The organism is Streptomyces sp. AHU1, from assembly GCF_045343905.1.
Lineage (GTDB): Bacteria > Actinomycetota > Actinomycetes > Streptomycetales > Streptomycetaceae > Streptomyces > Streptomyces triticiradicis.
On sequence record NZ_CP174283.1, the window covers coordinates 135,006 to 147,405 of the forward strand.

Annotated in this window: 8 protein-coding genes and 2 pseudogenes; 8 read left to right on the forward strand and 2 right to left on the reverse strand. The window is 65.5% G+C overall.

The window, feature by feature from the left end:
• Positions 1-61: 61 nt before the first annotated feature.
• The 8 genes and pseudogenes from ACICHK_RS00685 to ACICHK_RS00720 all read left to right on the forward strand — a co-directional run bounded on the left by ACICHK_RS00685 (position 62) and on the right by ACICHK_RS00720 (position 7,085).
• Positions 62-940 carry a carbohydrate ABC transporter permease gene (locus ACICHK_RS00685; RefSeq protein ID WP_406834966.1) on the forward strand — a complete coding sequence of 293 codons (879 nt, stop codon included), beginning with the start codon at positions 62-64 and terminating at the stop codon, positions 938-940.
• Positions 937-1,782, forward strand: coding sequence for a carbohydrate ABC transporter permease (locus ACICHK_RS00690; RefSeq protein ID WP_406834968.1), 846 nt, complete (start codon positions 937-939; stop codon positions 1,780-1,782). The genes ACICHK_RS00685 and ACICHK_RS00690 overlap by 4 nt, the downstream gene beginning before the upstream one ends.
• Positions 1,779-2,867, forward strand: a complete 1,089-nt coding sequence (locus ACICHK_RS00695) for an ABC transporter ATP-binding protein (RefSeq protein WP_406834970.1) — start codon at positions 1,779-1,781, stop codon at positions 2,865-2,867. Before ACICHK_RS00690 ends, ACICHK_RS00695 begins: the two co-directional genes overlap by 4 nt.
• 1 nt (position 2,868) lies before the next feature.
• Positions 2,869-3,951: an ABC transporter ATP-binding protein gene (locus tag ACICHK_RS00700; protein ID WP_406834972.1), complete on the forward strand. Its 1,083-nt coding sequence runs from the start codon at positions 2,869-2,871 to the stop codon at positions 3,949-3,951.
• A 204-nt stretch (positions 3,952-4,155) separates the two neighbouring features.
• Positions 4,156-4,476 (forward strand): annotated as a pseudogene (locus tag ACICHK_RS00705) (transposase); the annotation flags it as partial.
• 291 nt (positions 4,477-4,767) lie between these two features.
• On the forward strand, positions 4,768-5,262 hold the full coding sequence (locus ACICHK_RS00710; protein WP_406834974.1) for a hypothetical protein: 495 nt from the start codon (positions 4,768-4,770) through the stop codon (positions 5,260-5,262).
• Positions 5,263-5,429: 167 nt separating this feature from the next.
• Positions 5,430-6,272, forward strand: coding sequence for a pentapeptide repeat-containing protein (locus tag ACICHK_RS00715; RefSeq protein ID WP_406834976.1), 843 nt, complete (start codon positions 5,430-5,432; stop codon positions 6,270-6,272).
• A gap of 477 nt (positions 6,273-6,749) precedes the next feature.
• On the forward strand, positions 6,750-7,085 hold the full coding sequence (locus ACICHK_RS00720) for a hypothetical protein (protein ID WP_406834978.1): 336 nt from the start codon (positions 6,750-6,752) through the stop codon (positions 7,083-7,085).
• A 367-nt stretch (positions 7,086-7,452) separates the two neighbouring features.
• Here the strand turns inward: ACICHK_RS00720 and ACICHK_RS00725 are convergent, their stop codons facing one another.
• Both ACICHK_RS00725 and ACICHK_RS00730 read right to left on the reverse strand, forming a co-directional pair.
• Positions 7,453-11,016, reverse strand: coding sequence for an NACHT domain-containing protein (locus ACICHK_RS00725; protein ID WP_406834980.1), 3,564 nt, complete (start codon positions 11,014-11,016; stop codon positions 7,453-7,455).
• A 298-nt stretch (positions 11,017-11,314) separates the two neighbouring features.
• A pseudogene (locus tag ACICHK_RS00730) lies at positions 11,315-12,294 on the reverse strand (IS5 family transposase).
• Positions 12,295-12,400: the final 106 nt, after the last annotated feature.

Consider the following 12,400-nt stretch of genomic DNA (forward strand, 5'->3'; position numbering starts at 1 on the left):
GGCGGCCGGACCGTAGGGGCCGGCCGCTCAGGGGCTCCCGCCCCCTTCCGCAAGGAGAACTATGGACGGCCTGCGCCGGCACAAGAGCATGTTCCTGTTGCCGGGACTGCTCACCCTCTTCCTGATCATCATTTTCCCGCTTCTGTTCACCATCCGCGTCAGCTTCTCCGGCTGGAACGTCAGCAACCCTCAGATGGACTTCATCGGAGGCGCCAACTACACGGCGATGCTGCATGACAGCCGCTTCTGGGAATCCATCACCCGGCTGATCCTGCTCGCGGGCGGCACGGTCCTGATCCAGTACGTCATCGGATTCGGTATGGCCCTGCTGGTCTGGCGCGAGGCACGCGGCCGCAGACTCTGGCGGGTGCTCTTTCTCGTCCCCATGATGACCACGCCCGTCGTGATGGCCGCCATCTGGCAGACGATCTTCCATGAGTCCCTGGGGCCAGCGAACGACCTGCTGGAGATGCTAGGACTGACAAGAATTCCCTGGCTCACCGAGTCGGGCCCGGCGCTGGTCGCACTCATGACCGTCGAGGTCTGGCAGTGGACCCCCTTCATGTTCCTGCTGCTGCTGGCCGGCTTGCTCAGCCTTCCCAAGGAACCGTTCATGGCCGCCGCGATTGACGGCGCCAGCACCTGGCGCACCTTCTGGAAAGTGACCTTCCCGCTGATGGCACCCGTCTCGGTCGCCGCGGTCATCATCCGGCTGATCGAGGCGTCCAAACTCTCCGACAGCGTCTACGTCCTGACGTCCGGTGGGCCGGGGTCCTCCACAGAAACGCCGGGCTATTACCTCTACATCCAGGGGCTCCGCGATCAGCAGACCGGCTACGGCGGGGCGATGTCCCTGACCTACCTCGTCCTCATGATCGCCACGCTCACGGCCGTTGCCGCCCTGCTCACCAGGGCCCTCAAACTGAAGGGGGACTCATGAGGTCGCACGTTTATCCCGTCTTCAAGTACACCGTAATCGCACTGTGGGCATGCTTCGTCGCCGGACCGTTCTTCTGGGCGATGACGACCAGCTTCAAGAACGCCAACGCCGTCCAGGGCGGCCCCACCTACATACCCTGGGTGCAGTACAAACCCACACTCACCGGCTGGCGCAACATCTTCGGCGGAGCCGGCGGCATCGATGTGGTCGACCCCTTCATCAACAGCGCGATCATCACCATCGCCGCGTCCGCCATCAGCCTCGCCCTGGGGTCCCTGGCCGCCTACGCGCTGTCCCGATACCGGTTCAAGCTCGGCTTCATCAAGAACAGCGACATCATCTTCTTCTTCGTCTCCCAACGGATCATGCCGCCCGTCGTCCTGGTGATCCCCTTCTTCTACCTCCTGCAGTGGGGCGGCCTCCTGGATAGCATCCTGGGCCTGGTCATCGTGACAGTCGCGCTGCTGCTGCCCATCGCGGTCTGGGTGATGGTGGACTTCTTCAACGGCATCCCCCGGGAGATCGACGAGATGGCGATGCTGGACGGCTGTCCCCCGTTCCAGACCTTCGTACGGGCGATCCTGCCGAACTCTCTGCCCGGGCTGACTGTGGCGGCGATGTTCTGCGCCGTGTTCGGCTGGAACGACTTCTTCTTCGCCTTCCGGCTGACCTTCACCGAGGTCCAGACACTGCCCCAGGCGGTCGTCGCTCTCAACTCCTCCATTCCACCGTGGTGGACGCTGTCCGCCGCCGCGCTCTTCGGCGTGGCACCGCTGATCCTGCTCGCCCTCTGGGTGGAGCGCCTACTGTCCAAAGGGAACCTGTCGGGAGCGGTCCGATGAACCTCAACGCCTCTGATCTGTGCCTGACCGTCGACGGCGTCGACCACCTCAAAAACGTGACCGCCACCTTCCAGCCGGGACGCCTCCACACCGTCATCGGCCGCACAATGGCCGGGAAGACGACGCTGCTGCGGGCCTTGGCCGGCCTGCAGAAAGTGGACTCCGGATCTCTGACCCGTGCAGGAGCAGACTTCCTTAAGACTCCCGTGTGGCGGCGCGACACTGCCATGGTCTACCAGCAGTTCATCAACTACCCGCATCTCAACGTGTTCGGCAACGTGGCCTTCCCGCTCAAGCGGGCCGGGCTGTCACGGGACGCGATCCAGCAACGCGTCCGCCAGAGCCTGGCGAGCGTGGGCCTTGCAGACTTCGAGAAGCGCAAGCCCTCCCAGCTCTCCGGCGGCCAGCAGCAGCGCATCGCGATGGCCCGCGCCCTGGCCCGGGACACCGGCATCCTCCTGCTCGACGAGCCACTCGCCAACCTGGACTACAAGCTGCGCGAGCAACTACGCGACGAGTTGAAAGCCCTCTTCTCGGACCAAGGCGACACGATCGTCATCTACACGACCACCGAACCCGCCGAGGCGATGATGCTCGGCGACGTGGTCATGGTCATGCACGAGGGACGCATCCTCCAGACCGGCACCCCGCAAGAGGTCTACGAACACCCGGCGACCACCACAGTGGCGTCCATCATCAACGACCCACCCATGAACATCTTCCAGGGCCGGCTCGACGGCGGCCAGGTCACGGTGGCCGGCTTCCAGGCCACGCACGCCTCCGCACACCTGGCCGACCTGGACGACGGTGCCTACCAGTTCGGGCTACGCGCCACCGACGTCAGCCTGGCGTCCAGCGGGGTCGAGGGCCAGGTCACCTTTGTGGAGATCTCCGGCTCCGAGACCTTCGTCCATGTGGCCGTCGGCGAGACTCCCTTCGTCGTACAGATCGAAGGCATCCACGATGTCGCCTTCGGCGACCTGGTCAGACTCCGGCTCCGTCCCGACCGGCTGTTCGCCTTCGACGAGCAGGGGATGCTCGTGCGGACACCTTCATACGATCTCGCTTCAGCGGAAGGGCGTTGACATGGCGCAGTTGGACATCGTCGACGTCGGGCACGCGTACGCGCCGGGAGCCGAACAGGAACGGTGGGCTCTCAAGCCGCTGAAGCTGACCTTCGAATCCGGCAAGACCTATGCGCTGGTCGGACCCTCGGGCTGCGGCAAGACGACGCTGCTGAACATCCTTTCCGGCCTGGTCAGACCCTCCCAAGGGCAGGTGCTGTTCGACGGCATCGACGTCACCGCCCTGCCCACGAAGGCACGCAATATCGCCCAGGTCTTCCAGTTCCCCGTCATCTACAAGTCAATGACGGTCTACGAGAACCTCGCATTCCCGCTGCAGTGCCGACGCTGGGACAAGACAAGGATCGACGCCAAGGTGCATCAGGTCGCCGAGGCCCTGGACCTGCACGACCGGCTGCGGCAACCCGCTCGCGGACTCACCGCCGACGACAAACAGCTGATCTCACTAGGCCGCGGCCTGGTCCGTGACGACGTAGCCGCAGTACTGATGGACGAACCACTCACCGTCATCGACCCGCAGCTGAAGCACTCGCTACGGCGCAAGATCCGTGAGATCACCGAACAGTTCCAGCCTACGGTGATCTATGTGACCCACGACCAGTACGAGGCGATGAGCTTCGCGCAGGAATTGCTGGTCATGAAGGATGGCCGCGCTGTGCAGCAGGGCACCCCCGAGCAGCTTTTCGAGGCGCCCTCCTCTACATACGTCGGCTACTTCATCGGCTCACCGGCGATGAACTTCCTGACCGTAGACCAAAGCGGCGGGCGCTTCACGCTGTGCGGCCGAACGCTATCCGCTGCCTGGGACATCATTCCCCAGAGCACGACCGAGGTGCAGATCGGTGTTCGCCCCGAATACGTCAAAGTCGTCAAGGGCCCCGGCCCCAATACCTTCCCCGGCCGGCTGCGGGGCGTCAGCGACCACGGCGCACAGCGTGTGCTCGAGGTCGAGGTCGCTGGGCAACTCGTCACAGTCAAGACGCCGCGGGAGGAGGGAGTCCCTTCCGGTGAGGAGGTCCTCGTGCACCTGCCGCGCGCCAAGGTTCTTCCGTACGCGGACGGTCAGCTGGTACTGCGATCTTAACGATCGCTTCGGGCGGCCGGCCGCAGGACGACTCTGCGAGCCCGTGGTCGACGCGCTGCTCCAGAAAGGCTTCGGGGGCTGGCGACGAGCGTGCTCGGGCAGGCGATGACCAAGGTTTTCGCGAGACTCCTCGGCATCACCGACCGCACATAGGTGCTGGTCTCACCGTCACACAATCCGCCACACTCCAGGCGGCCGTAAGTCTGGGACCCGGCAGGTATCCGGGCCCAGCTCGCCTGGCGGATCGAGGAAGTGATGGGGCCTGATGCCTTCTTCTTCGACGACACCGGGTTCCTCAAGGACGGGACGGCCTCGGCATGCGTGTCGCGGCAGTACAGCGGCACCGCGGGCAAGGTCACCTACTGCCAGCTCGGCGTCTCGCTCCACCTTGCGTCCGACCACGCCTCGGCAGCGATCAACTGGCGGCTGTTCCTGCCCGAGACCTGGGATCCCGCCTCGCCGAAGGCCGAGGCGGGCACGGTCGCCCGCAGCGCATCCTGTGGCGTCCCCGGGGACGTCGGGCATGGGAAGTGACTCCTCGGGTCCGACACTTCCGTTTTATGCCGCGAGGTCCAGCCGCTGGTGGCAGCGGACCCTCGCCTGGTATGGCGTGACGTAGCCGATGGTGGAGTGAATCCGCTTCCGGTTGTAATGTTCCGCGATCCACCCAAAAAATGTCCTGCCGGGCCTGCGCCTTCGTCTCCCAGACCGTCAGGTTTGGTCTTAGAGAAGCCGGGATGCGACGAATCAGCTCACATGGCACTCGCTTTGCGTCATGTCTCACCGCTCTCTGCGTGCCTGCCTATCGTCGTCGCCATGCAACTCTGGGAAGGTGTGGTGTGGGGTGCTTTCGGCGGGTTCGCCATGGAGGCACTCGACTTCATCATCGCGGTTCGCCGGTGGCACAGGCTGCCGTGGTGCGTAGGGGCGAGCACGCTGACTCCGAACCGGGCCGCTGTTCCCACCCGGCTGGGGCACCAGCCCCCACAGGAGTTGGCCGCGCCGGGCCTGCTTGCCTATGGCGTCGCTGGCACACTGCGCGTCATGGTCGGCGGAGGCCTGTCAGCAACCGTGGTGAGTACCTCACCTCAAACTGCCTCGGCCTGGATTTCTGTGCTCACAGGTGCCACTGCTCCCCTCCTTCTGGAGAAAGTGACGACCCTGGTTCCACTCCTCGTTCACGGCGACAAGAGCATTTCCCCGTCCCAGGCGGAGGACAGCGCGGTCGACGGTTCCTGGCAAGCAGGAGGACCGCTGTCCTCCTCTGAGCCGGCAGTCGGCCAGGCAACCGGCGCAACTGAGGGAGAGTGACTGCGGTGCGAGCAGACAGTTTTGTCGGCCGGGTCGTCTCGGTTCTCTCACGTCGCGCAGCGGCCTTTTATACCGCGTCCAGCCCAGACACGACGGGCGTCCGTCAGCGAAGGACCGCGTCCAGACGCCGAGTCAGCGCGGCTGCTGAGGGCAGCAGCGCGCAGTTGGTGAACGTGGGACTGCCTAAAGCCAGTCTCCGCGGTGCGGCACTTCGCGGTGCGAATCTGCGTGGGGCTGATTTACGAGACGCAGATCTGAGGGATGCTGACCTCCGTGGCGCCAATCTGCAAGTAGCCAACCTCACCTTTGCGAGTCTGGAGGGTATTGATCTGCGCAATGCCGATCTCAGGGACGGCCATCTGAACAGCTGTGACCTGCGGCAGGCGGATCTATCGGATGCTGACTTGCGCAATGCGCGCCTTACGAAAGCAACCCTTGGACATGCCCGGCTCTCTGGTGCGGACCTGCGGGAAGCAGTGCTCTGTGACGCGATGTTGCGCGGTGCCGACCTTCAAGGTGCCGACCTGAGAAACGCCGACTTGCACCACACAGACCTGCACGGCGCCGACTTGCGAGGCGCGCGGCTCCGAACAGTGCTTCACACAGCCAACCTGGAGGAAGCCGACCTCAGCGGCACAGACCTACGGCGCCAACTACTCAGGAATGGTCACTTCCACGGCTGCAACTTGAGAAGAGCCGATCTGCGCGGTGCCATCCTCGCTGGCGCAGACCTGCGGGACGCCGACTTGACTGGTGCCCAGCTCTGGAAGACTGACTTTGAGGAAGCCGATCTCAGCGGTGCCGTTTTCGACGACATCGACACCGGCCCCTGGCAACACACCGGCCGCGGCCTCCTCTACCTTTCCGGAGCTCGCTGGAGTGCGGCCACCCAGTGGCCACCAGACCTGGAGAGCCTCATGATGGCCCGGTCTTTGTGCGTAGGTGACGGGATGTGGGTCGTCCTACGCACAAGAGTCCACCGGCTTACCGTCTCACCGTTGAAACGCTGAACCTCAGAGGCAATGCGTCTGAGGACGGTTCGGCTGAGACCGCCCGAATCAGCGCCCGCAGCCAGCAGGGCGGCGGGCGTGGAGCGCTGCGTACGGTACGTCAGCAGGGCAGCACCGATGCCGGTCAGCATGCCGAAGACGAGGACGATGGCGCTACGGAGACCGAGCAGTGGGGGGCATCCCGACTGCTGAGGGGCAGAAGCCATGGTGAACCCTGCGGCCTGCAGGCGCTCGAGGATCCGCAGAAGGCTCGTCTGCCACACGTCATCAGCGTGCTGACGCGATGCGCTTCTTGATAAGCGGCTTGAAGCGTGGAGGGGGCTGCCAGTTCCCACGGTCCGCTCCTGCGGGTTCGCGTATGGTGCTTCGCACAATCAGCGTCGCGAAGAGCTTGCTCCTCGCAGCACCACCAGGGGCGGGGGACGAATGAGTCGTGATGCCGGAGGGTGCATAGGCGTCGCACTCTTGCTCGTTGGCGTGAGCTACGGGATCCACGACTTCTTTGCAGAAGACTCCGAGCCGGCCCCGGGCTCTATCGCCGTTGAGGAGGGCCACCACTACAACGCCTATCAGGAGAAATTCCTGGAGGCTGTACGGCCCCTGGAGTACCCGCCGGGCGTGACGGAGAAGGACGCACTGTTTGGTGCGCTGGGAGCGTGTGCGACGCTCAAGGACGATCCGGTCACGGACGCCGCGATCCTCGCGCACAACACCAGTGAGGACATTGGCTTGAGCCTGGCCGACGGTTCCACGTTCGCCCTGGCGGCAGAAGCCGTCTTCTGTCCCGGCGGGCAGATAGCTGCCTCCGAATGACCTTCACTTCCATGGGCCGGGACCGCCACGCAGGGCCCGGAGAACGGGCGAAGCAAGCCCGGCAGCTCCCTATGATCCGCGCAATGACTGAGACGCCAAAGCCTTTGCCAGTCCGCAGCCGCCCAGAGACTGCCCACCCGCTATCACGCACCAACTCGTCAGGAGCGGGATCGGATCTTTGCCGGAGGATGCTCGATGATGACGAGTGCTGCTGTTCTACCTGCTCAACGCCACCAGACATCCTGGACGATCCCGCTCATGACGTCTGGGCCGAGCTATCCGCTCACACGGCCTCGCAGCCACGGTCAGTCTGCAGTGAGACCTCTACCCGACGTGCCGCGTGCGGCCGTCGCTCCTGACTCCTTACTCAGGACCGAGGGCGCACACCGTCGTCGCACCCCGGACAGTCCTCTGTGTCGAGGGCTTGGACCCGCCGGCAGTGGTTGCAACTCCAGTGCGTCGGGGCTGGCGTGGTTTGATGAGCGTCCTTCGGACGGACCGACAGGTCGGCGTCCCGGCGTAGCGCCTCCATGATGGAACCGTTGGGGTCGAGATGTGGTACGGCAGAGATCAGCATGCTCGCCGCCACCCGGTGGTCCGCCGATTCCGAGGAAGCAGCCTGTGCCAGGAGCGAAGAGCGCCGATCGCCTGAGGTCATGAGGGCGATGGCATGGAATAGGGCCGCTCGGCCGCGAGGCCAATGGGTCATGTTCCTGTCGAACAGCTTCTGACCGTCCCACGGAACGCGCCCCTCCTCCAGGTTGATCAGTACGTTGGCTGCCGACCAAGCCATCCACGAGGAGTCCGCTTCTAGGCACGCCAGCAACGTCGTCTGTTGGGCGTCTGTGAGGATTAGCCCGACGCCTGGGATGGGCGAGGGCTTGACCAGAGGGGGTGTGCCCGTGACGAGCCATTCTTCCAGCAGAGCATCGGGCATGCTGATCTTCTGGAAATGACGAGCCTGGGTTGCCACGGCTGCCTTGTCGATGCCGTACGCGTCAGCCATCGCGTCGAGCCACGCCCGGCGCTCCGCCGCGCTGTCGTGGGCGAAGGCGCGGTCGATCTCGATCACCGAGGACTCGGAGTATCCCGTCGCCGCGAGAAGGTCGCCGAGGGCGGTGAGCGACCAGAAGTCCCCGCCCGCGGACTCCGGGCACGGGTTGTGGAGCGACACGAGGTCGGAGAGGAGGGCCGCCCTGTCGTCTTGGGCACCGGATGCCCAGTCTCGCAGCTGGGCGGCCATGTTCCCCCAACGCCGACTCGTGTCGAATCCCGCGCGTGTGAGTGCGGCGTAGATCCTCTCGGCTACGTTCCCAGGCGTGCGCCCCGCGAGGGCGAACACGTACTCACCTGCATCATTGGGAAGCACTGCCAGGTGTTCGGCCATGCCCAGGGCGACTTGCTCAAGCCCTGGTGTAAGGCGGCCGCCACTGACCATCTTCCAACTGCGCCTCCCTTTCTTCACCATCTCGGATTCCTGCGGCAGGGGAAGCGCCAGCACCGCGCGGAGCGCGTCGATCTCCGCTCCGCTCAAGGGGGCAGCGTCCGTACGAGCGTCCGTCAGCACGCACAGGGCCTTTGCGATCGACTCGGCAATGTCATCGAGTTCGGACAGCTCCACAAGGTCCGCTCGCCGATTCCTCGATGTCGAGGGCAGCGCCAGCAGGCATGCGGCCTCCACGAAGGGCCAGGGCCCCGCGTGGCGCGTCTTGTCCCACAGCGCCGGGAGGAACTCCGGGGGTTTTCCAGGGCCGCGCGGGAGTACTGGCTCGCCCGCGAGCGCGCCGAGAGCACCGGCCGTGAGCTGGTCCAGGGCTCGTTCCAGTTCGCCGTGGGAAAGGGTCACGACACCGCGCGCCGCGAGCTCGGCCACCATGAGGGCGGCTTCCCGCTGTGTCTCGCCGACGTCGAGTAGAGCCTCAGCCGTGCGGGAATCGAGTCCGGCAGCAAGGGCGATAGCCCCGTCGGAGTCCGTGTGTACGAGGGCGTGGCGCAGCCAACCTTGTAGTTCATCGGCCCCGCACGACTGTGCCCACATGGCCGTTGCGATCTCAGCGAAAACTTTGCTGCGGGCGGTGAGGTCGCCCGCACCGTTCACCACAAACACAGCTACGTGCTCATCCCAGAACCGGAGGACATGCTCCGCCACCTCGCTGGCTGCGGCGGGCGGCATAGCCCATCGCAGCGGGTCCCTCAGCATGCCGGTCAGTGACTCGAGGGCGCGTTCTGCTGGAGGGGTCACCTCGCTGACGAGGAGCCGTCCGAGCGTGACAAATCCGTCGAGGAGCATGTCTGTCGTCAGGGCGGGTGCCCAGGGTCGGGCCGGGTCGAGTGTCCCCCGTAGACGCTCCCACCGGTGCACGGACTGTTGTACCGCGCGATGCAACAACGCCGCACGCCCTTTGGGAAGGTCTGAGTCCCGCGTGTTCGCGCAGACGAGGGCGAGCAGAGCGGCGAGCAGTGGCACCGCGAGCAGGTGCGCGTGCTCCTCTTTTGCATCCTTGATCCAGGCGCGTCGCATCGCCAGGAAGGCCGCGCGGTCTGGCTCTGGAATCCGTGCGTCGGCACAGGCGACGAGGATGCTGTCGACCGTTGCGTCGAGATTTTGTGGAGGCGCGAGCTCGACCCGGGGCAGGCCGAGTCGGGCCGCCGCCCCTTGCGTGTTCGCTCGTGTCGTGATCACGAACCCGCAGGAGGGGTGCAGAGACGCTTGAATCTCTTCGAGTTGTTGCGCGACCCATGGCGCGCGTCCCCCGCATTCGTCTAGCCCGTCGCAGAGGAGGAGGACGCGCCCTTGATCGATTTCCTCATGCAGGTACGCGGCGAGCGGTTCTCGGTCCGTGTCCGCCACGGTGTCTGCGATGGCGTCATTGACCAGGCTGTCGAGGGTCAGGCGTTGTGGCTGTCTCTTCAGCAGACGTGACAGCGACACAGGGATCGGGGTCGGGGCGTCGGCGTGGCTGGCGCAGTGGGCCGCGATCTCGCGTACCGCTACCGACTTGCCTGAGCCCGGTTGCCCCACGATGAGCATGCGACGCCAGCGCCTCAGGTATTGGAGGAGAAAGGAGGAAGTACGCTCGCCCTCCACGTCGATCCGGAGGTCGCCGACGAGATCGTCGACGACGAGGGGTGGGAGATCGTCGGCGAGCAGGCTGAGGTCGATCCGTCCAGCCTCCGCTGTGAGTCGGGTCCGGTACGAGTCGACGGCGTTCCGACGGGAGGCCAGGCGCATAGCCAGTGGACCCCGGTGGTCCGGGAGCACAGTCACGCCCGAGGTGGTCAGGGCAGCAACCCAGTCCTCGGCGGAACTCCCGAGCGCCTCGCCCGCCTGCCGATGGAAGAAGTCGGCCAGGGCGCTCACGGCACGGTGTCCCTGAGCGTCCGCCACGACGAGGTCCATCAGGGCAGCTAGAAAGTCGCGGTGCGGCGCCGGTCCCGTCGAGCCGGGCAGGTGGAGAACACGCGCCCGGTCGAGGACGAGTTCGCGGACCCGCGACGGAAGCCGGTCGGAGAGGAGTGCGAGGGCCCTGGACTCGTCACCAGTCTCCATGCGCAGGCCCGCACGGTGGCGTCGTAGAGCCCGGTTGAGGTTCTTTACCGGACCGACGAGTTCCTCGCCAGCGATGACCAGAAGATCGTCGGGACCGAGCGTTGAAACCTGTCCCACCCACCCCGTTAGTGTCTCTTCCAGCGGACGCCCTCGGTTGATCTTCCGCTTCGCGGACACATAGGCGCGGCGCCCGTCGGAGAAGGTGACACGGATGTCGTCGGTCGGGTCGCTGGTCTCGAAGTCCAGCCGGACGGGGCACACCTCTGCGTGAACGTCCAGCCCCGACACCGGGCGGCCACGGAGCCCGTGTACGGCCAAGTGCACGGCCAGCTCGCACCGGAAGACACTGCCGACTTCCCCGGCCTGTCCCGCCCTGCTCACCCCGACCGCACCCCGATCTACCCACGCACACTGTTTGCTCCGAACCTCCGGTGGAGCAGCGTCCCATGATAGGAGGTCATAACCGATAGGTGGGGCGTGACAAGGACGGTTCGCATTCGGACGCCTGGGCCCTCGCCCTGCGAAGGTTCGGACGCGATCAGCGTCCACGAGGTGGATGCATGCGGGGGACTTCAGCGTGATGGCGTGCGAGCCCAACGGTGTCCAGTGCTCGGCGCTCACGCTGGCTTCCTTGTGCAGCTCGCGGAGAGGGCACTCTAGGGCCTGTGTGACGTCGTGATCAGCCTGGAGTCTTCAGGAGGTCGTCGATCCAGATCATCGAGGCGCGGAGGTGGAGGCCGGCGAGGTAGCTCTCGGGTGACTTGTCGTATCGGGTGGCGATTCCTCGCCAGGCCTTCAGTTTGTTGATCAGGCGCTCGACGGTGTTGCGCTCCTTGTAGAGATCGGTGTCGTGGCTGACGGGCCGGCCGCCCCTGGCGCCCTTCTTCTTCCGGTTGGCGGCCTGGTCCTTCTTCTCCGGGATGACCGCTTTGATGTTGCGTCTGCGCAGGTGGGCGCGGTTTCCGCGGGACGAGTAGGCCCTGTCCGCGGCGACCGCACCGGGCCTGGTGCGGGGACGGCCGACGGGCAGCCGGATGCGCACTCTTTGCAGTACGGGGATGAACTGCGGACTGTCACCTGCATGCCCTGCGGTCAGGACGAGCGTGAGCGGGCGGCATCTGCGGTCCGAGGCGAGATGGATTTTGCTGCTCAGGCCACCCCGGGACCTGCCGAGCAGGGCTTGCTTCAAGCGGATCCTGCGCCGGCGTCGGATGCGTTGCCGCTCGGCCTGTCCGTTCTGCTCCTGCGGCCCGCCCCCTTTTGCCGGGCCCGCTCCTGCTCCCGCGCGGCCTCCTCGAGGACTTCCATGAGGTCCTCACTCACTCGCATCCCCGCGGCGTCGTGGTGGGCACGGACCGTCGTGGAGTCCACACTGACCAGCGACAGATCCGTCTGGTCCACGCGGGCTGCTGCGGCGATCATGCCTTCCAGCAGAGCGGAGAAGACACCGGCGTTGCGCCAGACCCGAAATCGTCCGTAGACGGTGGCCCAGGGGCCGAACTCGGCGGGCATCTCCCGCCACTGGCCACTGGAGCGGAACCGCCAGATCACTCCCTCGAACTGCTCTCGCAACCGCTCGGGATAGGGGCCGTACTCACCGATCGGCAGGTACGGCTCGATGAACTTCCACTGATCGTCGGTGAGTTGCCTACGAATCACAACCGATGTCCTACCGGTTTCTACTGCCCGAAGAGGGAAGAACCCGCCAACTGATCACGACATCACACAGCCCCTAGGGGGCGCCCAGGCAGTAGGCCCCACACCG

Coding starts and splice junctions, on each gene's coding strand:
- ACICHK_RS00685 (WP_406834966.1), top strand. CDS start 62: ATGGACGGCCTGCGCCGGCACAAGAGCATGTTCCTGTTGCCGGGACTG.
- ACICHK_RS00710 (WP_406834974.1), top strand. CDS start 4,768: ATGCAACTCTGGGAAGGTGTGGTGTGGGGTGCTTTCGGCGGGTTCGCC.
- ACICHK_RS00700 (WP_406834972.1), top strand. CDS start 2,869: ATGGCGCAGTTGGACATCGTCGACGTCGGGCACGCGTACGCGCCGGGA.
- ACICHK_RS00695 (WP_406834970.1), top strand. CDS start 1,779: ATGAACCTCAACGCCTCTGATCTGTGCCTGACCGTCGACGGCGTCGAC.
- ACICHK_RS00690 (WP_406834968.1), top strand. CDS start 937: ATGAGGTCGCACGTTTATCCCGTCTTCAAGTACACCGTAATCGCACTG.